The 26,749-nt window shown below is 65.3% G+C and carries 28 protein-coding genes; 21 read left to right on the forward strand and 7 right to left on the reverse strand.

Features of this window, described 5'->3' with window-relative positions; translation table 11 throughout:
* Both CIC12_RS19240 and CIC12_RS19245 read right to left on the reverse strand, forming a co-directional pair.
* Positions 1 to 1,130, reverse strand: a 1,130-nt coding sequence (locus tag CIC12_RS19240) for a DUF3108 domain-containing protein (protein ID WP_168665971.1), incomplete at its 3' end; no start/stop codon positions are given.
* A 293-nt stretch (positions 1,131 to 1,423) separates the two neighbouring features.
* Positions 1,424 to 2,320 (reverse strand): IclR family transcriptional regulator, encoded by an 897-nt coding sequence (locus tag CIC12_RS19245; protein WP_168665972.1) that lies wholly within the window; start codon positions 2,318 to 2,320, stop codon positions 1,424 to 1,426.
* Positions 2,321 to 2,572: 252 nt separating this feature from the next.
* On the opposite strand from CIC12_RS19245, the gene CIC12_RS19250 reads away from it, so the two are divergent.
* The 6 genes from CIC12_RS19250 (at position 2,573) to rfaE2 (ending at position 9,031) form a co-directional block, all read left to right on the forward strand.
* Positions 2,573 to 3,556, forward strand: coding sequence for a fumarylacetoacetate hydrolase family protein (locus CIC12_RS19250; protein ID WP_168665973.1), 984 nt, complete (start codon positions 2,573 to 2,575; stop codon positions 3,554 to 3,556).
* Positions 3,557 to 3,803: 247 nt separating this feature from the next.
* Positions 3,804 to 5,048, forward strand: a complete 1,245-nt coding sequence (locus CIC12_RS19255) for an ABC transporter substrate-binding protein (RefSeq protein ID WP_168665975.1) — start codon at positions 3,804 to 3,806, stop codon at positions 5,046 to 5,048.
* A gap of 78 nt (positions 5,049 to 5,126) precedes the next feature.
* The gene (locus CIC12_RS19260) at positions 5,127 to 6,071 is read left to right on the forward strand and encodes an enoyl-CoA hydratase/isomerase family protein (RefSeq protein WP_238812718.1); all 945 of its coding nucleotides are present in this window, start codon (positions 5,127 to 5,129) and stop codon (positions 6,069 to 6,071) included.
* Between the two features lie 82 nt (positions 6,072 to 6,153).
* A complete protein-coding gene (locus CIC12_RS19265) occupies positions 6,154 to 6,951 on the forward strand; it encodes a PhaM family polyhydroxyalkanoate granule multifunctional regulatory protein (protein WP_168665976.1) in 798 nt (265 codons plus the stop codon).
* Between the two features lie 563 nt (positions 6,952 to 7,514).
* Positions 7,515 to 8,387 carry a ferritin-like domain-containing protein gene (locus tag CIC12_RS19270; protein ID WP_168665977.1) on the forward strand — a complete coding sequence of 291 codons (873 nt, stop codon included), beginning with the start codon at positions 7,515 to 7,517 and terminating at the stop codon, positions 8,385 to 8,387.
* A gap of 161 nt (positions 8,388 to 8,548) precedes the next feature.
* Complete coding sequence (gene rfaE2, locus CIC12_RS19275) at positions 8,549 to 9,031, forward strand: D-glycero-beta-D-manno-heptose 1-phosphate adenylyltransferase (protein WP_168665978.1); 483 nt, start codon at positions 8,549 to 8,551, stop codon at positions 9,029 to 9,031.
* 49 nt (positions 9,032 to 9,080) lie between these two features.
* Here rfaE2 and CIC12_RS19280 read toward each other — a convergent pair whose 3' ends face one another.
* The 3 genes from CIC12_RS19280 to CIC12_RS19290 are packed head-to-tail and all read right to left on the reverse strand — an operon-like array spanning position 9,081 to position 11,125.
* Positions 9,081 to 9,320, reverse strand: coding sequence for a hypothetical protein (locus CIC12_RS19280; protein ID WP_168665979.1), 240 nt, complete (start codon positions 9,318 to 9,320; stop codon positions 9,081 to 9,083).
* A 57-nt stretch (positions 9,321 to 9,377) separates the two neighbouring features.
* Positions 9,378 to 10,211, reverse strand: coding sequence for a type III pantothenate kinase (locus tag CIC12_RS19285; protein ID WP_168665980.1), 834 nt, complete (start codon positions 10,209 to 10,211; stop codon positions 9,378 to 9,380).
* Positions 10,208 to 11,125, reverse strand: coding sequence for a biotin--[acetyl-CoA-carboxylase] ligase (locus CIC12_RS19290; protein WP_168665981.1), 918 nt, complete (start codon positions 11,123 to 11,125; stop codon positions 10,208 to 10,210). Before CIC12_RS19290 ends, CIC12_RS19285 begins: the two co-directional genes overlap by 4 nt.
* Positions 11,126 to 11,231: 106 nt before the next feature.
* Between CIC12_RS19290 and CIC12_RS19295 the strand changes: the two genes are divergently transcribed.
* The 10 genes from CIC12_RS19295 to CIC12_RS19340 all read left to right on the forward strand — a co-directional run bounded on the left by CIC12_RS19295 (position 11,232) and on the right by CIC12_RS19340 (position 19,989).
* Entirely contained in the window at positions 11,232 to 12,365 is a 1,134-nt protein-coding gene (locus CIC12_RS19295; protein ID WP_168665982.1) for an MlaE family ABC transporter permease, read from the forward strand.
* Positions 12,362 to 13,240 carry an ABC transporter ATP-binding protein gene (locus CIC12_RS19300; RefSeq protein ID WP_168665983.1) on the forward strand — a complete coding sequence of 293 codons (879 nt, stop codon included), beginning with the start codon at positions 12,362 to 12,364 and terminating at the stop codon, positions 13,238 to 13,240. Before CIC12_RS19295 ends, CIC12_RS19300 begins: the two co-directional genes overlap by 4 nt.
* A 16-nt stretch (positions 13,241 to 13,256) precedes the next feature.
* Positions 13,257 to 14,219, forward strand: a complete 963-nt coding sequence (locus CIC12_RS19305) for an MlaD family protein (protein WP_168665985.1) — start codon at positions 13,257 to 13,259, stop codon at positions 14,217 to 14,219.
* Positions 14,220 to 14,248: 29 nt separating this feature from the next.
* Entirely contained in the window at positions 14,249 to 14,875 is a 627-nt protein-coding gene (locus CIC12_RS19310; RefSeq protein ID WP_168665987.1) for an ABC-type transport auxiliary lipoprotein family protein, read from the forward strand.
* A 31-nt stretch (positions 14,876 to 14,906) separates the two neighbouring features.
* Positions 14,907 to 16,064 carry a VanZ family protein gene (locus tag CIC12_RS19315; protein ID WP_168665989.1) on the forward strand — a complete coding sequence of 386 codons (1,158 nt, stop codon included), beginning with the start codon at positions 14,907 to 14,909 and terminating at the stop codon, positions 16,062 to 16,064.
* A 171-nt stretch (positions 16,065 to 16,235) separates the two neighbouring features.
* Positions 16,236 to 16,559 (forward strand): (2Fe-2S) ferredoxin domain-containing protein, encoded by a 324-nt coding sequence (locus tag CIC12_RS19320; protein ID WP_168666110.1) that lies wholly within the window; start codon positions 16,236 to 16,238, stop codon positions 16,557 to 16,559.
* An 8-nt stretch (positions 16,560 to 16,567) separates the two neighbouring features.
* Positions 16,568 to 17,212, forward strand: a complete 645-nt coding sequence (locus tag CIC12_RS19325) for an alpha/beta hydrolase (protein ID WP_168665992.1) — start codon at positions 16,568 to 16,570, stop codon at positions 17,210 to 17,212.
* 316 nt (positions 17,213 to 17,528) lie between these two features.
* Positions 17,529 to 18,758: a D-alanyl-D-alanine carboxypeptidase family protein gene (locus CIC12_RS19330; RefSeq protein ID WP_168665994.1), complete on the forward strand. Its 1,230-nt coding sequence runs from the start codon at positions 17,529 to 17,531 to the stop codon at positions 18,756 to 18,758.
* A gap of 12 nt (positions 18,759 to 18,770) precedes the next feature.
* A complete protein-coding gene (locus tag CIC12_RS19335) occupies positions 18,771 to 19,748 on the forward strand; it encodes a D-amino acid aminotransferase (protein ID WP_168665996.1) in 978 nt (325 codons plus the stop codon).
* A complete protein-coding gene (locus CIC12_RS19340) occupies positions 19,720 to 19,989 on the forward strand; it encodes a DUF493 family protein (RefSeq protein WP_168665998.1) in 270 nt (89 codons plus the stop codon). Before CIC12_RS19335 ends, CIC12_RS19340 begins: the two co-directional genes overlap by 29 nt.
* A 21-nt stretch (positions 19,990 to 20,010) precedes the next feature.
* Here the strand turns inward: CIC12_RS19340 and CIC12_RS19345 are convergent, their stop codons facing one another.
* Entirely contained in the window at positions 20,011 to 20,979 is a 969-nt protein-coding gene (locus tag CIC12_RS19345) for a transcriptional regulator GcvA (RefSeq protein WP_168666000.1), read from the reverse strand.
* Positions 20,980 to 21,077: 98 nt separating this feature from the next.
* On the opposite strand from CIC12_RS19345, the gene CIC12_RS19350 reads away from it, so the two are divergent.
* From CIC12_RS19350 to lipA, 3 genes are all read left to right on the forward strand, one after another.
* Positions 21,078 to 21,404 carry a DUF2917 domain-containing protein gene (locus CIC12_RS19350; RefSeq protein WP_168666002.1) on the forward strand — a complete coding sequence of 109 codons (327 nt, stop codon included), beginning with the start codon at positions 21,078 to 21,080 and terminating at the stop codon, positions 21,402 to 21,404.
* A gap of 222 nt (positions 21,405 to 21,626) precedes the next feature.
* Positions 21,627 to 22,352, forward strand: a complete 726-nt coding sequence (gene lipB, locus CIC12_RS19355) for a lipoyl(octanoyl) transferase LipB (protein ID WP_168666004.1) — start codon at positions 21,627 to 21,629, stop codon at positions 22,350 to 22,352.
* Between the two features lie 13 nt (positions 22,353 to 22,365).
* Positions 22,366 to 23,373, forward strand: a complete 1,008-nt coding sequence (gene lipA / locus CIC12_RS19360; RefSeq protein WP_168666006.1) for a lipoyl synthase — start codon at positions 22,366 to 22,368, stop codon at positions 23,371 to 23,373.
* Positions 23,374 to 23,475: 102 nt separating this feature from the next.
* Here lipA and CIC12_RS19365 read toward each other — a convergent pair whose 3' ends face one another.
* Positions 23,476 to 23,898 (reverse strand): MarR family winged helix-turn-helix transcriptional regulator, encoded by a 423-nt coding sequence (locus CIC12_RS19365; RefSeq protein WP_238812720.1) that lies wholly within the window; start codon positions 23,896 to 23,898, stop codon positions 23,476 to 23,478.
* A gap of 346 nt (positions 23,899 to 24,244) precedes the next feature.
* Between CIC12_RS19365 and ugpQ the strand changes: the two genes are divergently transcribed.
* Together ugpQ and CIC12_RS19375 are read left to right on the forward strand one after the other, a co-directional pair.
* A complete protein-coding gene (gene ugpQ / locus CIC12_RS19370; RefSeq protein ID WP_168666008.1) occupies positions 24,245 to 25,030 on the forward strand; it encodes a glycerophosphodiester phosphodiesterase in 786 nt (261 codons plus the stop codon).
* 433 nt (positions 25,031 to 25,463) lie between these two features.
* Entirely contained in the window at positions 25,464 to 26,744 is a 1,281-nt protein-coding gene (locus CIC12_RS19375) for a C4-dicarboxylate transporter DctA (RefSeq protein ID WP_168666011.1), read from the forward strand.
* The last annotated feature ends 5 nt before the right edge of the window (positions 26,745 to 26,749 follow it).

A 26,749-nucleotide genomic window follows, 5' to 3' on the forward strand; every position in this document is an offset into this window, starting at 1 on the left:
CCTGCGTCGTCGAGCGAGAGCTTGCCGCGCCACACCAGTTCGACTTGCGTGCCGTTCGGTTCCGTTTGAACGATGCGCGCGGGCAGCCAGCCGAGCGACGGCGCGAGCCACACGTCGATGCGTCGCATGTCGCCGTCATGACGCGGCAAGCGTTTGAAATGACGCGTATCGAGGTAGCCCTCGGCCGTGCGGATGGTCTCGTCGCCGATCGTTTCGACCGGCCAGTTCTCGCCGCTGTCGTTATCGACGACGAAGAACTGCCGCGTCACACCGGGCTTATACGCAGACGGATCGCCCCGTACGAGGCTCGCAAGCTGCATCACCATGCTGAAACGGTCCTGCGCGCCATCGGGCAGTGGCAGCGAGGCCGGGGTGCGCGTGAAGCCGATCTTTTTGTCGGTGCGGTTGAAGATGGCGATGTCTTCCGCCCGATGGCCGCGCTTTTCGCTGTACTGATCCGGCGCGAGACCGAACGCATCGATGCGACCACGGCTCGAGTAGACAAATGGGCCGACGAACGGAAGCGGCACGGACACGATCATCTCGTAACCTTGCGCGTTGCTGGTCCAGTGGATCGTGCCGGGCTGATTGCGCACGCCGTTATAGAACGTGTCGTACTGCAATTCGGCGGATGGCGGGACCGAAAACTTCACCCCGGGCGCCGCTTGAGGCGCGCTGGCCGCCGCAGGTGCGCTGGCTGTGTCTGCGCCATGTGCGGCGGCATCCGCGTGAGCATTGGGACTCGCCGCCACGGGCGGCGCGCTTGCCGCCACGTCCGATGCGACGCTCGGCTGTGCAGCTTGCGTGGCCGGTTGCAGCGCGGTCAGCACGGGTTCGCGCGGCGGACTCGCCGCGGCCTTATGCGCAGGCGCCGGGGCGGGCGCAGGGGGCGCGGCCGGCACGGCTTTGCGCTCGATCCGCTCGGGCGTGAGCAGCGCGACCTGCACCGGGACGTGCTCGTGATCGGTTGGATTGAGCGTCGCGCGGTTGCGCTCGAACCACTGCGCGGCAATCCAATGTAGAACGGCCACCGTGGCCAGCACCGCAAGCCATCGCCACGCGCGCGACCCGCCGCGCGGCCCGTTGGGCGGCGGGCGATGGACGCGGCGTGCGGTGGGAGCTGAAGCCATCGGCGATTGAATGTGGGTGGATGAAATGGGTCGGATGGATGAGGGCGCTGCGGGGCGCGCGCGTCGGCTGACGGGAACGAGACGTTCACTCCGATGCGCAAGCGCATGGCACGCGCCGAACGGATTCGACCGCACAGCCGCGCGTGATGTTCCGCGACGGCGAAAACAAGCGGGAGCCCTACGCGTCCGACGCGGCCCGCGGTGTTCGCAACCGCCAACCGCGTCACCCGCGCCCGCAATCCTGTATTACCGGCATCGAATCATCCGCCGACGACCGCAACCCCGCCTGGTCCTCAGTTTTCGTGACGTGGCGCGGCACTATACCCCAGCTCGTACGAGAGCTTTTGCGCGCATTCACGCAGCGCCGTGTCGATCTCGCCGCCCCAGCGAATATCGAAGCCGCCTTCCTGGCCGAGCGTGACGAGGCCGAGCGCGAGTTCGCCGGTCGAGTCGAACACCGGCATGCAGAACGCGTGAATGGTTGGCAGCAATATGCCTTCCACGCGCGCTGCTTGATGCTCGCGCACCTGAGCCAGCACCTCGTCGACTTCCTCGCGCGTGCGCGGGCCGCCCGTCTGCGACGAGCGGCGCGAATCGGCCAGTTCGCGCTCGAGCATCGCGGCGGTTTTGCTCGCCGGCAGATAGGCGGCGAACAGCAGGCCGGTGGCGGAACTGAGCAGCGGCATCACGTCGCCGAGTTTCAGCGACGCCTTGGCCGGATGGCTCGACTCCATCCAGTGGACCATGGTCGGCCCCTGATTGCCCCACACGGCGATGCCGACCGTCAGATCGAGCCGGTCGCGCAATTGCGCGAGCGCGATTCGCGCGAGCTTGACGCCGTCGACACGCGCAAGCCGCGCAAGCCCCAGTTGCAACGCGAAACCGCCGAGTTCGTAGCGGCCTGACAGCGGATCCTGCGCGACGACGCCGAGGCGCAGAAAGCTCACCAGATAGCGATGCGCCTTCGCCGGGCTCATGCCGGCGCGCTGCGCGAGATCGCGCAGCATCATCGCGCGCGGTTCGCGGGTCAGCACGTCGAGCAGCCGGAAGCCGACTTCGATCGACTGGATGCCCGAGCGCAGTTTCCCCTCGCCGGCCTCGATGCTTTCGTCGTCGGCTTCGGAGGCGTCGAGCGGGTCAGCGGAGGCGGTGTCGGTGCGCATCGCGCCGGAACGGGGGGGTGAGGGCATGAGCGGGGCGCATCGAGCGCGTTTAAAAGATGATGGAAAGAAATGAGTGGCGGAGTGGCAGCACATGGATAGTGGCGGGGCAGTGGCGTTCGCGCGCAGTCGTGGTCGCGTCCGGTAACGCACCGGCATCGTGCAGGGCAAGCAGCAACCAGCAACGCCCCGTGCCCAGGCAACCCGCGTCCACTTGGGGCACGCCGATTCACCATCGTAGAATAGATTCCCTCCATCGTCACTAACACGGTTCACTCCCCTATGAAACTTGCCACGCTGAAGGACGGCACGCGCGACGGCCAACTGATCGTCGTGTCCCGCGACCTGCACACGGCGGCCATCGCCGATGCGATCGCGCCCACCATGCAGCGCGTGCTCGACGACTGGTCCTTCTACGCGCCGCAACTGCACGAGTTGTACGACGCGCTCAATCAGGGCCGCGCGCGTAACAGCTTCTCCTTCGACGCCAAGGAATGCATGGCGCCGCTACCGCGTGCGTTCCAGTGGGCCGACGGCTCGTCGTACGTGAACCATGTCGAACTCGTGCGACGCGCGCGCGGCGCGGACATGCCGCCGGAGTTCTGGACCGATCCGCTGATGTACCAGGGCGGCAGCGACGACTTCATCGGCCCGAAAGACGACGTGGTGTGCGCGTCGGAGGCATTCGGCATCGACTTCGAGGCGGAAGTCGCCGTCATCACCGCCGACGTGCCGATGGGCGTCACGCCCGATCAGGCGCTCCGAAGCGTGCGCCTGATCACGCTCGTCAACGACGTATCGCTGCGCAACCTGATTCCCGCCGAACTCGCGAAGGGCTTCGGCTTTTTCCAGAGCAAGCCCGCCACGTCGTTCGCGCCCGTCGCGGTCACGCCCGACGAACTTGGCGAACACTGGCGCGAAGGCCGCGTGCACCGGCCGATGATCGTCCATTGGAACAGCAGGAAGGTCGGCCAGCCCGACGCAGGCACCGACATGGTGTTTCACTTCGGCCAACTGATCGCGCACGCCGCGAAAACGCGCAACCTGCGCGCCGGAGCGATCGTGGGTTCGGGCACGGTGTCGAACAAGGACGCGAAGCGCGGCTATTGTTGTATCGCCGAGAAGCGCTGCCTCGAAACCATCGAGCACGGCGCGCCGCAAACCGAGTTCATGAAATACGGCGACACCGTGAAGATCGAAATGTTCGACGAAGCGGGCAAGTCGATTTTCGGTTCGATCGATCAGGGCATCGCGCCGCTGGATTGAAACCTGGCGGCGGGGCGGAGCGCACAACCGCCTTCGCGCCAAGTCTGCACCGGCGAAAGGGTTTCGCCCGATGCCGCCGCCACGGCGCGCGGCTACACTGACTGGCGCGGCGGCAAGGCCGGCGTGGCGGGCCGCTGGTTCATCGCAAGTCGTGCAGTGAAAACATGGCGCGAAAAGCCGCGCTCGGCGGCGCGGGCGCAACGCATCGGCAGCACATCAAAACGAAAAACCGACGTGAGGAGACAGCATGCCGCGATTGGAATCTCTTGAGTCTGCAAGCCGGCGCGCGCGCGCCTCGAACGTGAGTGCTGGCGTGCGCGCGAGCCATGTGCGCAACCGTTTCGCGCGCCGCGCCGCCGCGCTATGCACGGCGCTCGTCGGTGCGTTGCCGGCGCTGGCGAGCGCGCAGGTCAAGATCGGCCTCGTGCTGTCGCTCACGGGCCCGGCTGCGTCGCTCGGCATTCCCGCACGCGACACGGTCGCGCTGCTGCCCAAACAGATCGGCGGACAGACAGTTGAATACATCGTGCTCGACGACGCGTCCGACACCACCCAGGCCGTGCAGGACACCAAGAAGCTGATCTCCGAGAATCGCGTCGACGCGATCATCGGTTCGTCGATCACACCGAATTCGCTCGCGATGATCGACGTGGTCGCCGCGGGTGAAACGCCGCTGATCTCGCTCGCGTCGTCGGCGAAAATCATCGAGCCCGTCGACGCGAAACGTCACTGGGTATTCAAGACCCCGCAGACCGACGCGATGATGGCCTCGGCCATCGCCGAACACGCGAGCACCCACGGCGTCAAAACCATCGCGTTCATCGGCCAGGCGGATGCGCTCGGCGAAACCTTCTATGCCGAAGTCGCGAAGTTCGCGCAACTGCATCACATCGGCATGGTGGCGAGCGAGCGCTTCAATCGCACCGACCCGAGCGTGACGGGCCAGGTCCTCAAGATCATCGCGACCCATCCCGATGCGGTGGTGGTCGGCGCTGCCGGCACGCCCGCCGCGTTACCGCCGAAGACACTGCGTGAACGCGGCTACAAAGGCCTGATCTATCACAATCACGGCGTCGGCAATAACGACTTCCTGCGCGTCTGCGGCGCCGACTGCAATGGCACGTTCCTGCCCGCGAGCCCGGTGCTGGTCGCGGCGCAATTGCCGGCGGATCATCCGGCCAAACGCCTCGCGCTCGATTACATCGCGCGCTTCGAGGCGTTGCGCGGACCGGGCAGCGTGTCGGCGTTCGGCTCGTATACGTGGGACGCGGGCGCGTTGCTCGACCACGCCGTGCCGATCGCGCTGAAGGCGGGCGCGCCGGGCACGCCGGAGTTTCGCCGCGCGCTGCGCAATGCGCTTGAAGCGACGCACGGTCTCGCCGACACCAACGGCGTAGTCAACATGAGCGCCACCGATCATCTCGGGCTCGATCAGCGCGCGCGCGTGATGGTGGAAATCAGGAACGCTAAATGGGTTTATCAGCCGCGTTGAAGGCGCGGCGCATGCCGCCGTATTTCCCGTTCGCGCGGCTCCGGTTCAACAGACACAGCGACACACGGATGGCTCATCATGTCTCAGGCACCACACAGTAACGGCCACAGCAACGACGCGTATTACGCGCACTATCAGTCGCTGCAGTTGCATCGCCATCCGCACGGCGTGCTCGAAATCGTGATGAGCGGCGAGGGCGCGAACAAAAGCGGGCTCGCCACGGCCAATGCGCGAATGCACTTCGAGCTCGCCGAGGTATGGCGCGACATCGACCGCGATCCCGACACGCGCGTCGCGATCATTCGCGGCGAGGGCAAGGGCTTTTCGGCCGGCGGCGATCTGCAACTGGTCGAAGACATGGCGACCGATTTCGACGTGCGCGCGCGAGTGTGGCGCGAGGCGCGCGATCTCGTCTACAACGTGATCAATTGCAGCAAGCCGGTCGTGTCGGCGATGCATGGTCCCGCGGTCGGCGCGGGACTCGTGGCGGGCCTGCTCGCCGATATTTCGATCGCGGCGAAGACCGCGCGGATCATCGACGGTCATACGCGCCTCGGCGTCGCCGCTGGCGATCACGCGGCAATCGTCTGGCCGCTTCTGTGCGGCATGGCGAAGGCCAAGTACTACCTGATGCTGTGCGAACCGGTGAGCGGCGAAGAGGCGGAACGCATCGGCCTCGTGTCGCTCGCCGTCGATGAAAACGATCTGCTGCCCAAGGCGTTCGAAGTCGCGCAGAAACTCGCGAACGGCTCGCAGACCGCGATTCGCTGGACCAAGTACGCGTTGAACAACTGGCTGCGCTCGGCGGGCCCCGCGTTCGATACGTCGCTCGCGCTGGAATTCATGGGTTTTGCCGGGCCGGACGTGCGCGAGGGCGTGAACTCGCTGCGTCAACGGCGCGCGCCCGATTTCGGCGCAAGCGATCCGTGGCGCGGCCAGCCGCACGCGGCGTCGGATAACGGTGCGAATAGAGGCAGCGATGACAGCGGGAACAATGGCGCAGCGGGCAACGAGCGGTCGTGAAGCCGTGCTTCGCACGGTATGATCGAATCGCACGGGCGCGAACCGCGCTCATCCCAATCCCCAATGCATCGAGGCGACAAGCATGACCGACACGACTGATTCCACGCCGCCCTTTCCCGGCTTTCCAGGTTTCCCGCCCGCTGAAATGCTCGATCGCATGTGGGGCATGATGCGGCTCTCGCCGTTCGGCTCCGCGCTCACCGGCGCGCAACCGGGCGGCAGCCTCGGGCCGTCGCTGTCGATGATGTCCGACATGATGGCGCCGCTCACCAACGTCGAGGAACTCGACAAGCGCATCACCGATATGCGCGCCGTCGAGCAATGGCTGAAGCTGAATCTGAGCATGCTCCAGTCCGCGATTCAGGCGCTCGAAGTGCAGCGCGCGACGCTCGCAACCCTGCGCGCGTTTGGTGCGTTCGCGCAGTCGTCGATGGCGCAGCCCGCTGCGGCGTCCGCCGCGCCGAGTCCTGCGCCAGCGAGCGGCTGGCCGCATCCAGCGGCGCCCGCGCCGAGTCCGGCGACGCAGAGCGCCGCGCCATCGGATAGCGCGGCAGCCGCAGGCAACACCGAAGAGGACACGCCCGCCACGCCGCCGTTCGACGCATCGGCCTGGTGGAATCTGCTGCAATCGCAGTTCGACCAGATCGCCCAGTTCGCGATGACGCAACCGGCAGCCGCCGCTGCAAGCGGGGCAGCGACGGACGCCAGAAAGGACGCAGCGAACCCGTCGGCGGCGGGCGGCGCAGCGGCTCACGCCTCGGCATCGCAGCAAGCCGGTAGTGCCGCGAAGAAGCGGCCGGCGGCAAAGCGTGCGTCGGCCTCCGCAAAACGCACGAGCAGCACGGGTACGAGCGGTTCGACTGCGAAAAAATCCAGTTAAAGGCAGGAACGAAAGACGGCGGCGCGCCGCACCGCCAAAGTCTCAAGGCCGGCCCGGCTCAAAACGCAGATTCGCGGCCTGTCATGCTTTTGCCGCCGATTACCAGGCACACTGCGCCGATTGTCGGCTTTTTTGCCACAGGTCAAGCGGGCACCGGAATTGCGTCTCGTTTGATGCGAAATCGGTAAAGTCCGCGTGCTATCATTGTGTAAGCTTCATTTGGCTTTGGGCGTGCGTTGACAAGAACCAATCCAGCCGCCCTTGTTTCATTTTGCCGCCGGTGCGACCGGCGCAGGGCTGGACGGTGCGGTTTTCATCGCAGACTGGCTCGACCTCAGGCATAGGGTATCCCTCACCCACGGTTGGCCGCACAGCGCGTAACTTACGGGTTGGCGCTGGCGCAAAACGCCCGCACTTCTTGCTGTCAGGTGCATCTAGGCAGCCGATTACCGCGTAAAATTGAATGCTTGGCCGACAAACGGTGTAATTCGTTCGTCGTGAGCGAAAGTGCTACACGTAGTAGTTACAGACACAGACAGTATGCGCAGAACAGGGGTGGGACTATGAACACCATGCTTTATCCGGAACTTTATAAATCGCTCGAATCCGTTCGATGGGACATGGAAAAAGACATTCCCTGGGACAAGTTCGATGCATCGCTATTGACCGACGAGCAGGCCGCGACGATCAAGATGAACGCGATCACCGAATGGTCGGCGTTGCCCGCCACGGAAATGTTTCTGCGTGACAACCATCACGACAGCGATTTCTCCGCGTTCATGAGCGTGTGGTTCTTCGAAGAGCAGAAGCATTCGCTGGTGCTGATGGAATATCTGCGCCGCTTCAAACCGGAAATGTGCCCGACCGAAGAAGAACTGCACGCCGTGCGCTTCGAATTCGATCCGGCGCCGCCACTCGAAACGCTGATGCTGCACTTCTGCGGCGAAATCCGCCTGAATCACTGGTATCGCCGTGCAGCCGAGTGGCACACCGAGCCGGTCATCAAGCACATCTACGAAACCATTTCGCGCGACGAAGCGCGCCATGGTGGCGCGTATCTGCGCTACATGAAGAAGGCGATGGTGCAAACCGGCGACATCGCCCGCGCCGCATTCGCAAAGATCGGTGTCCTGATGGCTTCGGCGCGTCGCACGGAAAAGCCACTGCATCCGACGAACCTGCACGTGAACCAGGCGCTGTTCCCGCGCGACACGATTCAATCGCGTCTGCCGGATCCGGAATGGCTCGAGCGCTGGCTCGACGAACAGATCCGTTTCGATGACGGCTGGGAAAAGAAGGTGGTCGAGCGCATTCTGCACAACCTGTCGCTGCTGTTCGAGCGCACGTTCACCACGGCGCAGGAATTGAACCGCTATCGCAAGGAAGTGGTCGCGCGCTTGCAGGCGGACCAGAAGTCGGTTGAACAGCCGGCGTGATGGAGTGATGAGGTCTCGCGGATCCAGGCGCGCCTTAGTGCCGAAGCCGCGAACCGGTTTGACGATTGCTGGAACGGCCCGACAGGCGTGAGCGTGTCGGGCCGTTTTGTTTCAGCGCGTGCACCGTGTATCGTGACGGCATTTCTCTTTCCGACTTTGTCATGGCTGCTATTTTCGAACGCAAGATTCTGACGCGCGATGCACTGGTGAAGCTGCGTCCTTCGTTGAGCGCGCCGCTCGTGTTCACCAATGGAGTGTTCGACATCCTGCATCGCGGGCACGTGACCTATCTTGCCGATGCCAAGGCGCTGGGTGCGTGCCTCGTCGTCGGTGTGAATAGCGATGCGTCGGTGCGTATGCTCGGCAAAGGCGATGACCGGCCGATCAACAACGAAGCCGACCGCATGGCGTTGCTGGCGGCGCTGGAGAGCGTCGACTACGTGGTGTGCTTTGGCGAGAAGACGCCCGTCGAACTGATTACGGCGTTGCGCCCGGACGTGCTGGTCAAGGGCGGCGACTACGATATGGACGCGCTGCCGGAGTCGGCGATCGTGCGAGGCTGGGGCGGCAAGGCGTTGGCGATTCCTTTCGAGCACGATCGCTCGACCACCGCGCTTCTGAAGAAGGTTCGCACACAAGGCTGAACGGTGTGGCGGTGAAGGACACGCGGCGCTGCGCAGTCGCCGCAGATTCTTACTGCGGCAACGCCGACGCGGCAACCGGTGCCGCCGGCGCCGGCGCTCCGACGACCGGTTGATCGGCGGCTTCGGCAGCGGTGATCGGCCGCACTTTCAGCCAGTCCGCGTGCACCTGGCGATTCAGATGATTCGGCTCGCGGCCGCCGGCCGTGGGCGCCGGGCCGAATACGCCGCGCACCGCGACGAATGCCAGAATGTTGGCAAGAAGCAAGATGGCGATCGGCCAGCGAAGCATTGTGGGTGGTCCCGTCCAGAGAAAGTTGAGCCGTTGTTATGTTTGCGGCGTAGCGATTCAGGGGCTGTGTTGCACCGTGCACTCGGCCGCAATCAGCGCGAGGCCGGACAACACGAGCGAATCGTGGCGAGTATGCGGCACTTTGAGCGCACTCGCCACTTCGTGCGCGGCGCCGCCACTGACCACGAGCCGCACCGGCACCTGCCATTCATCCTGCAAGTCGCGCCACATCCGCTCGATCAAACCGGCTTGCGCCAGCGTGCAACCGGCGGACAGCGAGCGCGGCGTATCCGTCGCGAAGAACGGGCCGCGGCGTGCGGTGTCGCGCGCGTCATCGGCATCGAGCAGCCCGCGTGCCACGGCGGCGTCGAGCGTCGGCAGTTGCGCCGTGTGCTCGCCGAGCGAACGCATCATCAGGGTCCAGCCCGGCGCAATCAGACCGCCGACAAAACAGCCGTCCGCACGCAAGGCTTCAAGCGTGGTCGCCGTACCGAACGTCGCGATCAGCAGGTGTTCGCCGGGAAACGCGGCATGCGCGCCGATCATGCCGGCCCAGCGATCGCTGCCGAGCGCCTCGGGGGTGGTGTAGCGATTGGTCACGCCGCATTGCTGCGCCCGGGAGCGGATCGTGGTGAGCGGCAGTTGCGGCCAGTGCGCATCGAGCAGCGCCGCGACTCGCGCGGCGACGCCTTCACCGGCGACATTGGACAACCACGCGCTGCCCGGCGTCGGCAAGTTCGACCAGTTGGGCTGATCGGCACCGCCCTGCGCCGCATGGTTCATATGTGCCAGCGCGCCAGCGGCGAGCTGTGTGCCGTTCGCCTGCACGAGTGCCCACTTGATCCGGCTATTGCCCGCGTCGATCAGCAGATAAGGCGCGCCGCTCGTCATGCGGCACCGTCGGCCAAGCGCAGCGAGACGTCGCCGGTCGCGATGCTTTGGCGGCCGGTGGCGGTGTCGAGCAGCAACTGGCCGCGCTCGTCGACGCCCGCCGCTACGCCGCGCGTCAGTTCCGCACCTTGTTCCAGCAGCACGACTTCGCGGCCTGCATACGCATGCACCGCATTCCAGCGCGCCTGGAACGGCGCGAAGCCTTCTGCGCCAAAGCGCTGCAAAGCCGGTTCGAGCGCGTTCAGTTCGGCGGCGAGCGTGTCGGTGAGATTGGCGTTGGGCAGCGCGCGTTGCAGCGCGGTCGGCATCGTGCCGCGCGCCTGTGGCGGCACATCGGCGTTCAGCGCGCCGATCTGCGCTGCCAGTTCGTCCGCGCCCTTCACATTGGTGCCGATGCCGATCACGACGGCGCTGGCGTCGTGCGTGCTCCACGCGGTTTCGATCAGGATGCCGGCCAGTTTGTCGCCTTCGAGCAGCACGTCATTCGGCCACTTCAGCGCGATCTGGCCGGGACCGGCGACCGGCAGCGAGCGCAGCGCGTCGACGAGCGCGACGCCGACGGCAAGGCTCAGCCCCGCCAGTCCTTCCAGCGGACGCGGCAACACGCACGCGACCGAAAACAGCAGCGCATTGCCCGGCTCCGCGTACCACGGACGGCCGCGCCGGCCGCGGCCGGCGGTTTGCAGATACGCGACTCGCACGATCGGGCGCGGCAGCGCGCCGGCTTCACGCGGCAGCGCCTTGACGCGGGTCATCAGGTCGGCGTTGGTCGAGCCGGTTTCCTCGACGATTTCGATCGGCCAGTCATGCGCATGCGCGCCGAACAGTGCGACCGCGCGCTCGCGGTCGATGCGCCAGTCGGCGCCGGCCGCGGCCGCGCCGGTGGCTCGGGGTGGGGTCTTGGAAGCGTTCATGCCACATATTGTAGCGACAGCGAAGTCCGTGGGGTTTTGAGCACGGCCCATCCGCCGCGCCTTCGCTACAATGGCCCTTAATCCGATAACCAGATTCTCGCGATCCTTGAACTACGACACTCCGCCCGGCCTTGAAGTCGCGGCTGGCAGCCAAGGCAAGATCGTCCGGCTCTCGGGCCAGTGGACGGCGCTCGCGCTCGCGCGCGACCGCGCCACGGGTCACGTGATTCCTCTGTTGCGCTCGCTCGCCGGCGCCGAGGGCATCGGCGAGTGGGACCTCTCGCGCATCGACAGGATGGACCACGTCGGCGGTCAGGCGCTGTGGCGCGTGTGGGGCCACAGGATGCCCCCGGACACGACGCTCACCGACACGCAGCGCGACATCTTCGAGCGCATCGCGTTGCTCGACACGGTGCGTGAGAAGGCCGAGCCGGTGGTCAGGTTCGATCCGTTCACGCGGCTGGGTCTCGCGATCTTCTCGTTCTTCGAGCACCTGTACGGCGGCGTCGGCATGCTCGGGCGTGTCGTGCTCGATCTGCTCGCGATCGTGCGCAAGCCGAAAATCACGCCGTGGACCGAGATCTCGGCGAACATCTACAACGCGGGCGCCCGGGCGCTGCCGATCACCGCGCTGGTCGCGTTCCTGATCGGCATCGTGCTCAGTTATCTGTCCGCGCAGCAGTTGCGGCTGTTCGGCGCGAACCAGTTCATCGTCAATATTCTGGGGCTCGCGGTGATCCGCGAGCTGGGTCCGGTGCTGTCCGCGATTCTGGTGGCGGGTCGTTCGGGCTCGGCGATCACCGCGCAGATCGGCGTGATGCGCGTGACCGAGGAACTCGACGCGATGCGCGTGATGGGCATTCCGCACGGCCTGCGCCTGATCCTCCCGCGCGTGATCGCGCTCGGCGTGGCGATGCCGCTGCTCGTCATGTGGACCAACATCATTGCGCTGACCGGCGGCGCGCTCGCCGCCAAAGTCGTGCTCGGCATCGATATGAGCTACTTCGCACGCGCGTTGCCGGGCGTGGTGCCGATCGCGAACCTGTGGATCGGCCTCGGCAAGGGCGTCGCGTTCGGCATGCTGATTGCGATCGTCGGCTGTCATTTCGGCTTTCGCATCAAGGCCAATTCGCAGAGTCTCGGCGAAGGCACGACGACCTCGGTGGTGACGTCGATCACCATCGTGATTCTCGCGGACGCGGTGTTCGCGATCCTCTTCCAGAACGTGGGGTTAGGATGATCGCGCCACTCACCCAGGCCGTGCGCGGCCAGCCCGTGCCATCGATCGCCGAGCCGGTGATCGAGGTGATCGACATCACCAAGCGCTATGGCCGCAACATCGTGCACCAGCATCTGAACCTGGACGTGCGGCGCGGCGAGATCATGTCGATCGTCGGCGGCTCGGGCTCGGGCAAAACCACGCTGGTGCGGCAGATTCTCGGCCTCGAGCGGCCGTCGTCCGGCACCATCAAACTATTCGGCGAGGACCTCGCGACCATCTCGCCGGAAACCGCGCTGCTGATGCGCAGTCGCTCCGGCATGCTGTTCCAGCGCGGCGCGCTGTTCTCGTCGCTGTCGGTGTTCGACAACATCGCGCAGCCGGTGCGCGAGCTCGGCACGGTGCCCGAAGACCTGCTGCGCGACATCGTCATGCTCAAGCTCGAGATGGTCGGCTTGCCGTGCAAGCATGCATCGAAGATGCCGTCGGCGCTGTCGGGCGGAATGATCAAGCGGGTCGGCATTGCGCGTGCGATCGCGCTCGAACCCGAATTGCTGTTCCTCGACGAACCGACCGCCGGGCTCGACCCTCAGGCGTCCGACGAATTCGTCGAGCTGATCTCCGCGCTGCATCGCGCGCTCGGTTTGACGGTCGTGATGATCACGCACGATCTCGACACGATGATCGCGCTGTCCACTCGCGTCGCCGTGCTGGCCGATCGCAAGGTGCTGGTCGCCGCGCCGGTCGAGGAGGCGGCGGGCGTCGATCATCCGTTCATCCGCGAATATTTCCTCGGCCTGCGCGGGCGCCGCGCGTTGCAGGCGCTGCCGCCGGAACGCCGCGCGAGGCTGCCGCGCGCGGCGCTCGAGCCGGCATCGTCCGAATTGCCGCTGTGAACCAGGGAACCTGACAATGGAAAACAAATCGCATGCCTTCTGGGCCGGACTTTTCACGATCGTCCTGCTGCTGGCTATCGCGGCGGCGGCATTTCTGTTCAACGTCGACCGTTCCGTGCGCGTGCCGTACGACCTGATTGCGCGCACCAACGTGACCGGCCTGTTTGCGGATGCCGCGGTGCGCTATCGCGGGCTCGACGTCGGCAAGGTGCAGTCGATCAAATTCGATCCGAGCCATCCGGGGCAGATTCTGGTGCGCATCCTTGTCGACACGCGCGCGCCAATTACCCACTCGACTTTCGGCAGCCTCGGCTTTCAGGGCGTGACGGGCATCGCCTTCATCCAGCTGGATGACAACGGGCGCGACCCGCGGCCGCTGCCGTCGTCGATTCACGCGGTCGCGCAGTTGCCGATGCGCCCCGGCCTGCTCGATCAATTGCAGCAACGCGGCGACATCCTGCTGCGCAAGCTCGAAAAAGTCGCCGACGACGTGAACAATATTCTCTCGCCGGAAATGGCCGACCAGTTGCACGGCACAGCGGCCAGCATCCAGAAGGCCGCCGACGGCGTCGCCACGCTGACCCAGCAGATCGCGCCGGTCACCGGCAAGTTGCCGGGGACGGTCGACCAGCTGAACCGCACGCTGGCGTCGACCAATCAACTGGTCAGCAACCTGAACCGCCCGAACGGCCCGTTCGAAATGAACCTCAATAAGGTCGGCACGGCGGCGCAGCAGGCGGGCGACGCGCTGACGTCGATGAACGGCACGTTGCAGGAGCTGTCGTCGCGCGTCGGCTATGACACGCTGCCGCGCGTCAGCTCGCTCGCCGACGACGTGCGGTCCGCGGCGCGCTCGGTGGATCGCGCGGCGGACACGTTCAGCACCAGTCCGCGCAGCGTGCTGTTCGGCGCGCCGCCGGCCGCGCCCGGACCCGGCGAGTCCGGTTTCACCTGGCCCGCCGCCCGCACCGCCCGATGAATCCGCAGGTTTGAAGAAGGAACTCTGTCATGTCACGTCCGATTCACCGATTGTTGTCCTCGAGCGCCGCGCTGACGGTGCTGCTCGCGTTCGGCGTCCTGGCCGCGGGCTGCATGAGCGCGCCCGCGGCGCTCTCCGACACTCGCTTCGACTTCGGGCCGCCGGGCGCGGCGGGGTCGGGGGGCACCTTGCCGGCCGTGAAGGTGCTCGATGTGAGCGCGCCCGAGGTGCTCGAATCGAACCGGCTGCTGTACCGCCTCAGCTATGCCGACGCGCAGCAGATCGCGTCGTACGCGAACAGCCACTGGACCATGATGCCTTCGCAACTGCTGACCCAGCGTCTGCGCGGCGCGCTCAGCTCGCACGGCACCGTGCTGACGGGCGCCGACGGCGTGTCCGCGCCGGTGCTGAAGGTCGACCTGAGCCAGTTCGAACAGGTTTTCGACAGCCAGACGGAAAGCCACGCGGCGATCACCGCGCGCGCCACGCTCACGAAGAGCGGCAAGGTGATCGGCCAGCGCACGTTCGTCGCGAGTGCGCCGGCCAGTTCCGCGGACGCCGCCGGCGGCGCGCGCGCGCTCGCCACGGCCAGCGACGATCTGGTCGCGCAGATCGCCGCATGGCTCGGCACGCAGGCGCTGGTCGCGTCGCAATGACGCGCCCGCAGCGCACGCACCGGAGCGCTGCATGAGCCAACGACCCTGGCTGCGCCGTCCGTCGGTGCTGGCCCGGCAAGCGCTGCTGCTTTATGCGGCGCTGATCGTCTACGGTTCGTGGTATCCGTTTTCAGGCTGGCGTTCGCTCGGGCTCGGGCCGTTTGCCTATCTGTTCGATCCCATGCCGCAGTACCTGACGGCGTTCGACGTCGTCACCAACGTGCTCGGCTACATGCCGCTCGGCGCGTTGGTGGTGCTCGCGGTCTATCCGCGCTGCCGCGGCCCATTGGCCGTCGCGCTGGCCTTCGTGCTCGGCGGGCTGCTGTCGGGCGTGATGGAAGCGGGGCAGACGTATCTGCCGACGCGCGTCGCGTCCAACCTCGATCTGGCCGCCAACGCGCTCGGCGCTTTGCTCGGCGCGGCGACGATGTCGCCCGCGACTGGCGCGCTACTCGATCGCGGCTTGCTGCGGCGTATGCGGCTGCTGTGGTTCGAGCGCGATCGTGCGGCGCTCGCGTGTCTGATCGTCGCATGGCCGTTTGCGACGATGTATCCGGCGCCGCGCCTGTTCGGTCTCGGCAACTGGCCACGCGCGCTCTGGATGCGCTTCGATTCGACGACGCAGGACGCGCTGCTCGCGTGGACGCCGCAGGGCTGGCACATCGGTGCATGGCCGGCCGTGGCCGCCGCATGGCTGCCCGACGACGTGTGGGAAGCCGTGATCACCACGTTGAACCTGTTCGCCGCGCTCGCGCTGGCGTCGCTGCCGGTGCGCCGCCACGCGCCGCGAGTGCGGCTGTTGCTCACGTTCATCGCCGTCACGTTGTGCGTGAAGGTGGGCGCGACGTTCTTGCAGTCGCAGTCGGGCCTCGCGTTCGACTGGGCGACGCCCGGTGCGCTCACGGGACTCGTGTGCGGCACCGCTGCCGCGCTGTTCGCACTGCATCTGCGGCGCCGCTCGCGCGCGGCGCTCGCGAGCGTGGCGCTGGTGGTTGCGCTGGTGTTCGTCAATCTGCTGCCGGTGAATCCTTATTTCGATGTCGTGCTGGCGGACTGGCGGCAAGGGCGTTATCTGCACTTCAACGGACTTGCGCACTGGCTCGCGTGGATCTGGCCGTATGCGGCGCTGGTGTGGCTGGCGTTTGTCGTCGAACAGGCGTGGCTCAAGCGGCGCATGAAGCGCGTGTGAGGGACGGGTGAGGTGCGGGAGGCCTGACCGACGCAAGCGGAATGTACCCGCGCAGCACGCCCATCCCCCTCGCCCGCATCGGCGGCCACCAGCCCCGCTCGCTATAATCGACCGCACACGAGGCGCGCGGACAGCGCCATGACCCTCCCTTACAGTCTCGCCCCGGACATCATGGATTCCTTCTACAAGCACCACGTCTTCTTCTGCCTGAATCAGCGCGAACCCGGTGCCGAGCGCCCGAGTTGCGCGAACTGCAATGCCCAGGCAATGCAGGAGTACGCGAAAAAACGCGTGAAGAAACTCGGCCTTGCCGGACCCGGCCAAGTGCGCATCAACAAGGCCGGCTGCCTTGATCGCTGCGAGCTGGGGCCGGCGCTCGTCGTGTATCCCGAAGGCGTCTGGTACACGTATGTCGACGAGAGCGATATCGACGAGATCGTCGACTCTCACCTTCTGAACGGCAAGGTTGTCGAGCGTCTGAAAATCGATCAATAAGCATTCCCATGAACGTACACACGAAGAAATATCTGATCGACGGCCCGGTCGGCAAGATCGAGGTCGCGCTGGATCTTCCCGACGAGATGCGCGAAAACGGCGCCGCGCCGCGCGGCATCGCGCTGGTCGCGCATCCGCATCCGCTGTTCGGCGGGACGATGGACAACAAGGTTGCGCAGACGCTCGCGCGCACCTTCGTGCAGTTGAACTACGTCACCTATCGTTCGAATTTTCGCGGAGTCGGCCAGACGCAAGGCGAACATGACGCGGGCATCGGCGAGCGCGACGATCTGCGCGCCGTGCTGGATCACATGCGCGCCGAAGCCGGGCAGGGCGATCTACCGCTCGTGCTCGCAGGCTTTTCGTTCGGCACCTTCGTGCTGTCGCACGTGGCCGTGAAGCTGCGCGAAGAAGGTCAGGAGATCGAGCGAATGGTGCTGGTCGGCACCGCGGCGAGCCGTTGGGATGTCGCGCCGGTGCCGGAAAACACGCTCGTGATTCACGGCGAGACCGACGAGACCGTTCCCATTCAATCCGTTTACGACTGGGCGCGTCCGCAGGAATTGCCGGTGGTCGTGATTCCCGGGGCGGAACATTTCCTCCACCGCAAACTGCACGTGCTGAAGCGGATCATCGTCGACGCGTGGCGATGAGCCGCGCCGCGCGCGCGGTTTCCGGGGTACAGGTGCGCGAAACCGCGAATTAATCGGACCGTGCCGCGCGGGATTGGCCGGATAGCGCGCGTATAATGAGCGCTCTTTTTTTGAGCGCAGCACGGCCCATCCGGCGGTTCGCGCGTTGCGGAGCGTCATTTCGCGCGCAGCGGTGCCTGTGGGGCGTGCTGCGCGAACCAACCAGGTCGCCGGAAGTCCAAAGGGCGCCGCGCCGTTTTACGGCCAGACGCCCGCCGACCGGCTCTTCCAAACTATGCGCCCTGCGCGCGATGTATTTTCCGCACGAACCGACCTTATGCGTTTCTCCACCACCGGCCGCACGTCCTTCCCGTCAGTTGCTTCCTTCGTTCCCCTCAAGCTTAGCCGCGCCGTCACCCTCGGCATCGTGTTGCCGGCGACCCTCGCCGCCAGCACCGCGTTCGCGCAAGTGCCGCCGCCGGCCGTGAACGCGCGCTCGTGGGTGCTCGTCGACGCCACCAGCAACCAGGTGCTCGCCTCCGGCAATGCCGACGAGCGCGTGGAGCCGGCCTCGCTGACCAAGCTGATGACCGCCTACCTCGTCTTCGAAGCACTGCAGACGAAGAAGATCACGATGGATCAGACCGTGATGCCGGGCGAAGCGGTGCGCCGCGTGCGCACGGACGAATCGCGCATGTTCATCGAAGCGAACAAGCCGGTCACCGTGCACGACCTGGTGTACGGCATGATCATCCAGTCGGGTAACGACGCGGCGATCGCGCTGGCCGAACTGGTCGGCGGCAGCGAAGCGCAGTTCGTCAACATGATGAACACCGAAGCGCAGCGCCTCGGCATGAAGAACACCCATTTCGCCGACGTGAACGGCATGCCCGACCCCCAGCACTACACGACCGCGGGCGACCTTGCGGTGCTGTCGGCGCGTCTGATCCGCGACTTCCCCGACTACTACAACATCTTCTCGGTCAAGGAGTTCACGTACAACAAGATCAAGCAGCCGAACCGCAATCGCCTGCTGTGGATCGACCCGACCGTGGACGGCCTGAAGACCGGCCACACGCAAGCGGCGGGCTACTGCCTGATCGCGAGCGCGAAGCGTTCGCTGCCGGGCACGACCGACGCGTCGCGCCGTCTCGTCTCGGTGATGATGGGCGAGACCAAGGAACACGACCGCGTGCAGGACAGCCTGAAGATGCTGAATTACGGCTATACCGCGTATGACACGGTGCATCTGTACAAGGCGAATCAGGTGGTCGGCACGCCGCGCGTCTACAAGGGTGCACAGGACAGCGTGCAGATCGGCGTGAAGAGCGACCAGTACATCACCGTGCCGAAGGGCATGGCCGACAAGGTCAAGCCGCAGATCGAGCAGGTCGACACGCTGATCGCGCCGATCGCGAATGGTCAGCAGGTCGGTGTCGCCAAGCTGGTGGCCGACGGCAAGGTGCTCGCGCAGTTCCCGGTGGTGGCCTTGCAGGCCGTGCCCCAAGCCGGCGTGGTGGGCCGCGTGTGGGATTCGCTGATGCTGATGTTCAACAAGAAGAAATAAGAGCCTGACGCAATGACCGCTGTTTCCGAGGTTTCGCTCGATCCGATCGTTTATCTGAATGGCGAGCTGGTGCCCTTGTCCGAAGCGCGCGTGCCGGTGCTGGACCGCGGCTTTATTTTCGGCGACGGCATTTATGAAGTCGCACCGTTGTACGCGTCGCGCCCGGCGCATCAGGGCGGGCGCACTGCGTTCCGTTTTCCGCAGCACCTTGCGCGCCTCGCGCGCTCGGTCGGCAAGATCGGCATCGCCAATCCGTTCAACGACGCCGGCTGGCGCGAACTGATCGAGCGCGTGGTCGCGGCCAACGAGGCTGATGGAGGTTTGCCGGCAGATCAGGATGCGCTTGCCTATATTCAGGTCACGCGTGGTGTCGCGAAGCGCAGCCACGCTTTCCCGGCCGGCATCCAGCCGACCGTGTTCGTGATGGTCACGCCGCTCAATCTGCCGGACGCCGCGCAGCGTGCCCAGGGCGTGCCCTGCGTGAGCGCCGAGGATCGCCGCTGGCTCAATTGCGACATCAAGTCGGTGTCGCTGCTCGGCAATGTGCTGATGGCGCAATTCGCGGCGGAGAACGACGCGTTCGAGACGATCCAGTTTCGCGACGGCATGCTGACCGAAGGATCGTCGTCGAATGTGTGGATGGTGAAGGACGGCGTTCTGTCGGCGCCGCCGCGCAGCCACAAGATCCTCGAGGGGATTCGCTACGGTCTGATCGAGGAGCTGACGGCCGAGTGCGGCATCCGCTTCGAAGCGCGTGAGATCGGCGAGGCCGAGTTGCGCGCGGCCGACGAGATCATCGTCAGTTCGGCCACCAAGGAAGTGCTGCCGGTCACGCGACTCGACGGCCAGCCGGTCGGCGCGGGTAAGCCGGGCGCAGTGTTTGCGGCGCTGTATGCGGCGTATCAGCGAGCCAAGGACAAAGAAGCGCAAGTAGCGCAACAAGCGCAGCAAGGAGTGGAGAATGCATCCCGCGAACGACTCACTGTTTGATTTCCCGTGCGATTTCCCGATCAAGATCATGGGTAAATCGCATCCGGAGTTCGCCGAAACCATCGTCACGGTGGTCCGGCAGTTCGACAGCGAAGTCGACGCTTCGCGTGTCGAAACGCGGCCGTCCAGCGGCGGCAACTACACGGGGCTGACGGTCACCGTGCGCGCCACGAGCCGCGAGCATCTCGATAGCATCTATCTCGCGCTGACTGGCCATCCGATGGTCAAAGTGGTGCTGTAGCGTATCGCGCGGTGTGTCGTATCACGGCGTGACGTGCAACGCGTCCGCCGTCAGACCGGGGTTTGCAGCGGGTCCCGCCTCGCAAGCCCGCTCGAACAATTGCTTGAACCGTCCCACCTCGTCGAACACCCAGTCGCGAAAAGCCCTGACGCGGGCGGTGTCGAGCATTTGCGGCGGGCAGATAAGGTAGTACTGCCACGGGCTCGGCCCGTCCACATCGAATAGGCGCACGAGGCGGCCCGCGGCGATCTCATGCATCGCCAGCGAGCGGCGCGTGAGCGCGACGCCCTGGCCGTCGATCGCCGCTTGCAGCAGATTCGACGAATCCTGGTACAACACGCCGCGCTTGGGTTCAGGCCAGTCGGTGAGGCCGGCGGCGTCGAACCAGGGGCGCCACAATTCGTCGTCGGAACGCAGCAGCGGGACTTTGGCGAGATCGGGCGGCGTTTTCGGCAGGTTGCCGCCGTTGAAATGCGGTGCGCAGGCCGGAAAGAAAATCTCCTCCAGCAGCAACTCCGAATGCAGCCCCGAATATTTGCCGAAGCCGAAACGGATCGCCACGTCCACGTCGTCGCGCGCGAAGTCGGTCAGCGCGTTGGTGGACAGCAGTTCGAGGTCCCATTGCGGATGCGCCTCGATGAAGCTGCCGATGCGCGGCGTCACCCAGCGCGCCGCGAACGACGACAGCATCGACACCACGAGGCGGCGCTCGCGGTCGCCGGCGCGGATTTCGCGGGTGGCGTCGGCGAGCGCCATCAGCGCGGTGCGCACGTGCGTGGCGTAGCGCCGGCCGGTTTCGGTGAGGCGCACGCGCTTGCCGTCGCGAGCGAACAGCGACACGCCCAACTCGGCTTCGAGCGCGCGGATCTGGTGGCTGACGGCGCCGTGGGTGACGAACAACTCGTCGGCGGCGCGCGAGAAGCTCTCGTGACGGGCGGCGGCCTCGAATGCCTTGATCGCGTTCAGCGCGGGTAATTGACGGAGGTCCATCGCAATATTTCTCACATAGAGGTGAAAATAGATCGTTTTGCGTCAACCCTTGCTACGCCTACGATTGTAGCCATGAAACGATTTTTGGCGAGGGCATCATGCGAGAAATTTCCTCTAGTATTGCGTTTGAAATCCGTCACGGTGAAACGCTGCCGATGAAGGTCGCACGCAGCACCAAGCTGGTGGTCCATGGCGGCGCGATCTGGGTCACGCGCAGCGACGACACCGAAGACTACTGGCTGCAACCGGGCCATACGCTCCGGCTGCGGCGCGGTGAGCGACTCTGGCTGAGCGCCGAGGGCTCCACGCACGCGAAGGTGGCGTTTGCCGTTCCGACGCGCTGCGACGAACGCGCGTTGAACTGGCTCGCGCGGGTCAGTGAGCGCTTGATGATGCGCCTGCGCGGCGGTTGGCGCACGGTTTGAGGCCGCGGCGCGCCGACGACGTTGGGCGGTTGTGCCGATAGGCCGATAGGCCAGACAAGCGGCGGCGATCGGCCCACGTGCCGCCACGCCGTCCGATGTGCTTCCTACCAGCGCCCCTGCCTACACAACGCACCCTGCATCACACCGCCGGTCCGCACTGAGGCCTTTCGGATGCCGCCGCCCCCGGCGCGGATCCCGGTATTTCGGTAAACTGCCGGGACCATGAGCACCCCCCTGGTTTCCCCGTCTCCCTCTCCCGCCACCGCGCCGCTTGCGCTGCGCTGGCTCGGCAACGAATCCTATGAAGCCAGTTTCGATGCGATGCGCGCCTTCACCGACGCACGCACGGCCGATACCCCCGACGAAATCTGGCTAGTCGAACACCCCCCCGTCTTCACGCTAGGCCAGGCAGGCGATCCGGCACACCTGCTGGCCGCCGACAGCGGCATTCCGCTGGTCAAGGTCGACCGCGGGGGCCAGATCACGTATCACGGGCCCGGACAGGTGATCGCGTATCTGCTGCTCGATTTGCGTCGCCGCAAGCTGATGGTGCGCGAGATGGTCACGCGGATCGAGCAGGCCGTGATCGACACCCTGGCGGCGTATAATCTCGCCGGAGAACGCAAGGCCGGCGCCCCGGGCATCTACGTAGCGCCTCATCTGGACGCCGGGCTGCATGCCGGCGCCAAGATTGCGGCGCTCGGTTTGAAAATCCGCAACGGCTGCAGCTATCACGGCGTGAGCCTGAACGTAAAGATGGATCTGCGGCCGTTTCTGGCGATCAATCCATGCGGCTACGCGGGGCTCGAAACGGTCGACATGGCGACGCTCGGCGTTGCCGCAGGCTGGGACGACGTAGCCTGTACCCTTGCAGCATGCCTCACCGCAAACCTCGACGGCAGTCCCGCGGCCGTCGCCCAACCACAGGCCGGTGCGCTCACCGCCTGACTGGACCGAACGAATGACTGACGTTACCGCGAACCTCGCAGCTTCCCCCGCGCCCGAAGGCGTGCCGGCTTCCGCCGCCGCCTACGACGCTACCGCGAAGCAGAAGGCGCAAGCCAAAACTGCCCGCATCCCGATCAAGATAGTCCCGATTGAAAAGTTGAAGAAGCCGGACTGGATTCGCGTCAAGGCAGCCACCGGCAATTCGCGTTTCTACGAAATCAAGCAGATTCTGCGCGAACACAACCTGCACACGGTGTGTGAAGAAGCGAGCTGCCCGAACATCGGCGAATGCTTCGGCAAGGGCACCGCGACCTTCATGATCATGGGCGACAAGTGCACGCGCCGCTGCCCGTTCTGCGACGTCGGCCACGGTCGTCCCGACCCGCTCGATCCCGAAGAGCCGGGCAACCTCGCGCGCACCATCGCCGCGCTGAAGCTCAAGTACGTGGTCATCACGAGCGTCGACCGTGACGATCTGCGCGACGGCGGCGCGGCGCACTTCGTCGAATGTATTCGTCAGACGCGCGAGCTGTCGCCGGAAACGCGCATTGAAATTCTCACGCCGGATTTCCGCGGTCGTCTCGATCGCGCGCTCGGCATTCTGAACGCCGCGCCGCCCGATGTGATGAACCACAACCTCGAAACGGTGCCGCGTCTTTACAAGGAAGCGCGTCCGGGCTCGGACTACGCGCATTCGCTGAAGCTGCTGAAGGACTTCAAGGCGCTGCATCCGGACGTCGCCACCAAGTCCGGCCTGATGGTCGGTCTCGGCGAAACCGAAGAAGAGATTCTGCAAGTGATGCGCGACCTGCGCGAGCACGATGTGGACATGCTGACCATCGGCCAGTATCTGCAACCGTCGGAACACCATCTGCCGGTGCGCTCGTATGTGCATCCGGACACCTTCAAGATGTACGAGGAACAAGCGTACAAGATGGGCTTCACGCATGCTGCGGTCGGCGCGATGGTCCGCTCGAGCTACCACGCCGATTTGCAGGCGCATGGGGCCGGCGTGGTCTGAACGCTTTAGCTCGTTGTCCGTATAGAAGACGAACAAGCCCGCACGCGTTGCGGGCTTTTTTCTGCCGGCTTTGCGTCGGGCCACCCGTCTCATCTCACGCAACTACCTCGCTATCGCATCAGTCCGTAGATTTCGCGCCCTCGCGCTGAGCGACGCGCGAAATGCGTCGACGAGTTTGTCGACGATACGATCGAGCGCGGCATGCTCGTCGTCGCTCGACACCGATAACAACTCCGCCTCCAAAGTCCGCCCCAGTTCGTCGCTGGCCGCGCGCGTGCGCTTGCCGGCCGTCGTCGGCCACAACTGGAAGTGACGCGCGTCATCGGGATGGATCGTGCGCCGTACCTGCTTGCGCTCGATCAGATCCGCCAGCAGCTTCGACAGCAGCGTCTTCTCGATCACGGTCTGCTTCCTCACCGCCGTCGCCGTGATACCAGGCGCATCGCAGATGATTCGCAACACGCGCAGAGATCGCACGTCGAAACCGCTCGCCGGCTTGTACACCGCATTGGCGCGGCTGATCATCTCGGGTAGCGGCGGACTACCCGACCTTGCGTCTACAACGGCCGGACCCCGGCGCGCATCCATTCCACATGAGGCGGGAAGCATTGGCGCTGCGCCGTGGCGGGGGATGTAGGAGTCGGACGCTTCGTCATCCCGACCACGACTTGCAAAGGCTGAAGAACACGACGAGACGAGACGCGCGCCCACGGCGGACTATCGCCGCATTCGCTCACGCGAGATACTACGCGCGGGACTCGCGTGAGAATTCGCCCAGCGTGCCGTATGAACGCCGTTACCGGGGGATAGCGGCCTGCAACGCACTGCATCGCGAGCAAACTCAACCGCTTTTTCTGCAAGGTAACGAGACGTGGCAAACGGGATTGATCGAGGTCTATCCGCAGACTGGCCTTATCCGCGCCTGGTCGCGCATCGCTGCGGTGGCACGCTGGTACCGGAGAACACGCTGGCCGGTTTCGACGCGTGCGTGCGTTACGGCTACCGCATGGTCGAATTCGACGCGAAGCTGTCTGCCGACAACCAGATTTTTCTGCTCCACGACGACAAGCTCGACCGCACCACCAACGGCCACGGCGCGGCCGTCGAACACATGTGGCAGCAACTGGCCGCGCTCGATGCCGGCGCGTGGCACGGACCGCAATTCGCCGGCACGCGCTTGCCGACGCTTGCCGACGCGGCGCAACGTTGCGCGCGCGACCGAATCGCCGCCAACGTCGAGATCAAACCGTGTCCGGGCCGCGAGGTGCTCACCGGCACGCTGGTGGCACAGGGCACGCTGACCTTGTGGCAGGGACAGACGCCACCCCTGCTGTCGTCGTTTTCGTTCGAGGCGCTTGCCGCCGCCCGCGATGCCGCGCCGTCGCTGCAACGTGGGATGCTGTTCGAAGAGGTGCCCGCGGATTGGCTGCGCATCGTGCGTGAACTGGACTGCGTGTCGTTGCACGCGAGCCACCGCTATTTGAGCGAGCCGCTGGTCGCGCAGATTCGCGAGGCCGGATTGCGCGTGCTGGCCTATACGGTGAACGACCCGGCGCGCGCGCAACTGCTCGCGCAATGGGGCGTCGACATGATTTGCACGGATCGCATCGACAAGCTGCAACACGATATGTTGTCCGCACCGGCGAGTCCGGCCTGAGGGTGGCATGACGCGGACGCTGGAGCGTGGGTGAAGGCGCGGTCGGCACACTCGCGCCGCGCAAACCGCACGCACACGCAAAAGCCTACGGGTTTTCCCGCAAGGTTTGTCTCGCCGAATTCCGGATTCCCCGACGGCCCTCGTCCAGATTTCCGGAATCCCGGACAGCGTTCGTGTTGTTGCGATAAAAATCGCATAAGAATCAAGGCGCCAGGATTTATATCCGCCTGGCATCGACCTTGCAAAACAGAGGGTGCGGCCGCAACGGTCCGACAACTAAAGCAAGGAGACAACGATGTCTGATTTCCCTTCCCGGTATTTCTGAATTCGTCGTCTTGTCGCGGCCTATTGCCGTGCACGGGCTGACGAATCTTCGTTCGCGTGATGCGCAGTGTGGCAGGCCTTGAGCTCATCTCCCCAAGCAGGAACCATCGTGAAGAAACCTTTCTATAAAGTGCTGTACGTCCAGGTGATCGTGGCGATCATCATCGGTATCGCACTCGGGCATTTCTACCCGAATCTCGCCGTCGACATGAAGCCGCTCGGCGACGGCTTCATCAAACTGATCAAAATGGTGATCGGGCCGATCATCTTCTGTACGGTGGTCACTGGCATCGCCGGCATGGAGGACATGAAGAAGGTCGGGCGCGTCGGTGGCAAGGCGCTGCTGTATTTCGAAATCGTCTCGACCTTCGCGCTGGTGCTCGGCCTGTTCGCCACCCACCTGCTGCGTCCGGGCGCCGGCTTCAACATCGATCCGGCCACGCTCGACGGCAAGGCGGTCGCGTCATACGCCGCCAAGGCGCACGGCCAGACCACGGTCGACTTCCTGATGCACCTGATCCCGGACACGCTGTCGTCGGCATTCGCGCAAGGCGAGATCCTGCAGATCCTGCTGATCGCGCTGCTGTTCGGCGCGGTGCTCGCGACGGCCGGTGAGAAGGGCAAGGTCGTGACGAACTTCATCGAGGGCCTCTCGCACATCCTGTTCGGCATCGTGCGCATCATCACGAAGCTGGCGCCGATCGGCGCGTTCGGCGCGATGGCGTTCACCATCGGCAAATACGGCATCGGCTCGCTGCTGCCGATGCTCAAGCTGATCGGCACGTTCTATCTGACCTCGATCGTGTTCGTGGTGGTCGTGCTCGGCATCATCGCGCGCTTCGTGGGCTTCAACATCCTGCGCTTCGTCGCGTACATCAAGGAAGAGATGCTGATCGTGCTCGGCACGAGCTCGTCGGAAGCCGCGCTGCCGCAACTGATGCTCAAGCTCGAAAAGCTCGGCTGCTCGCGCTCGGTGGTGGGCCTCGTGGTGCCGACCGGCTACTCGTTCAACCTCGACGGCACCAACATCTACATGACGATGGCCGTGCTGTTCATCGCCCAGGCGACCAACATCGAACTCACGTGGGCACAACAGCTCACGCTGCTGGCGGTGACGATGTTGACCTCGAAGGGCGCTAGCGGCGTGACCGGCGCGGGCTTCATCACGCTGGCCGCGACGCTCGCGGTGGTGCCGACCATTCCGCTGTCGGGCATGGTGCTGATTCTCGGCATCGACCGCTTCATGAGCGAATGCCGCGCGCTGACCAACATCGTCGGCAACGGTGTGGCGACGGTCGTAGTGTCGGCATGGGAAAAGGAGCTGGACCGCAACAAGCTGAATGCCGCGTTGCGCGGCGACGTGGCGGTCAAAGAACCGGCCGGCGTTTAAGCTGC

The organism is Paraburkholderia sp. SG-MS1, assembly GCF_012275575.1.
Lineage (GTDB): Bacteria > Pseudomonadota > Gammaproteobacteria > Burkholderiales > Burkholderiaceae > Paraburkholderia.

Coding starts and splice junctions, on each gene's coding strand:
- CIC12_RS19340 (WP_168665998.1), top strand. CDS start 19,720: ATGCATCCCGCGAACGACTCACTGTTTGATTTCCCGTGCGATTTCCCG.
- CIC12_RS19280 (WP_168665979.1), bottom strand. CDS start 9,320: ATGCTTCGCTGGCCGATCGCCATCTTGCTTCTTGCCAACATTCTGGCA.
- CIC12_RS19270 (WP_168665977.1), top strand. CDS start 7,515: ATGAACACCATGCTTTATCCGGAACTTTATAAATCGCTCGAATCCGTT.
- CIC12_RS19300 (WP_168665983.1), top strand. CDS start 12,362: ATGATCGCGCCACTCACCCAGGCCGTGCGCGGCCAGCCCGTGCCATCG.
- lipB (WP_168666004.1), top strand. CDS start 21,627: ATGAGCACCCCCCTGGTTTCCCCGTCTCCCTCTCCCGCCACCGCGCCG.
- CIC12_RS19365 (WP_238812720.1), bottom strand. CDS start 23,898: ATGATCAGCCGCGCCAATGCGGTGTACAAGCCGGCGAGCGGTTTCGAC.
- CIC12_RS19260 (WP_238812718.1), top strand. CDS start 5,127: ATGTCTCAGGCACCACACAGTAACGGCCACAGCAACGACGCGTATTAC.
- CIC12_RS19345 (WP_168666000.1), bottom strand. CDS start 20,979: ATGGACCTCCGTCAATTACCCGCGCTGAACGCGATCAAGGCATTCGAG.
- CIC12_RS19320 (WP_168666110.1), top strand. CDS start 16,236: ATGGATTCCTTCTACAAGCACCACGTCTTCTTCTGCCTGAATCAGCGC.
- CIC12_RS19245 (WP_168665972.1), bottom strand. CDS start 2,320: ATGCCCTCACCCCCCCGTTCCGGCGCGATGCGCACCGACACCGCCTCC.
- CIC12_RS19310 (WP_168665987.1), top strand. CDS start 14,249: ATGTCACGTCCGATTCACCGATTGTTGTCCTCGAGCGCCGCGCTGACG.
- CIC12_RS19265 (WP_168665976.1), top strand. CDS start 6,154: ATGACCGACACGACTGATTCCACGCCGCCCTTTCCCGGCTTTCCAGGT.
- lipA (WP_168666006.1), top strand. CDS start 22,366: ATGACTGACGTTACCGCGAACCTCGCAGCTTCCCCCGCGCCCGAAGGC.
- CIC12_RS19335 (WP_168665996.1), top strand. CDS start 18,771: ATGACCGCTGTTTCCGAGGTTTCGCTCGATCCGATCGTTTATCTGAAT.
- CIC12_RS19350 (WP_168666002.1), top strand. CDS start 21,078: ATGCGAGAAATTTCCTCTAGTATTGCGTTTGAAATCCGTCACGGTGAA.
- CIC12_RS19250 (WP_168665973.1), top strand. CDS start 2,573: ATGAAACTTGCCACGCTGAAGGACGGCACGCGCGACGGCCAACTGATC.
- CIC12_RS19325 (WP_168665992.1), top strand. CDS start 16,568: ATGAACGTACACACGAAGAAATATCTGATCGACGGCCCGGTCGGCAAG.
- CIC12_RS19285 (WP_168665980.1), bottom strand. CDS start 10,211: ATGACGAGCGGCGCGCCTTATCTGCTGATCGACGCGGGCAATAGCCGG.
- CIC12_RS19330 (WP_168665994.1), top strand. CDS start 17,529: ATGCGTTTCTCCACCACCGGCCGCACGTCCTTCCCGTCAGTTGCTTCC.
- CIC12_RS19305 (WP_168665985.1), top strand. CDS start 13,257: ATGGAAAACAAATCGCATGCCTTCTGGGCCGGACTTTTCACGATCGTC.
- CIC12_RS19315 (WP_168665989.1), top strand. CDS start 14,907: ATGAGCCAACGACCCTGGCTGCGCCGTCCGTCGGTGCTGGCCCGGCAA.
- CIC12_RS19255 (WP_168665975.1), top strand. CDS start 3,804: ATGCCGCGATTGGAATCTCTTGAGTCTGCAAGCCGGCGCGCGCGCGCC.
- CIC12_RS19290 (WP_168665981.1), bottom strand. CDS start 11,125: ATGAACGCTTCCAAGACCCCACCCCGAGCCACCGGCGCGGCCGCGGCC.
- rfaE2 (WP_168665978.1), top strand. CDS start 8,549: ATGGCTGCTATTTTCGAACGCAAGATTCTGACGCGCGATGCACTGGTG.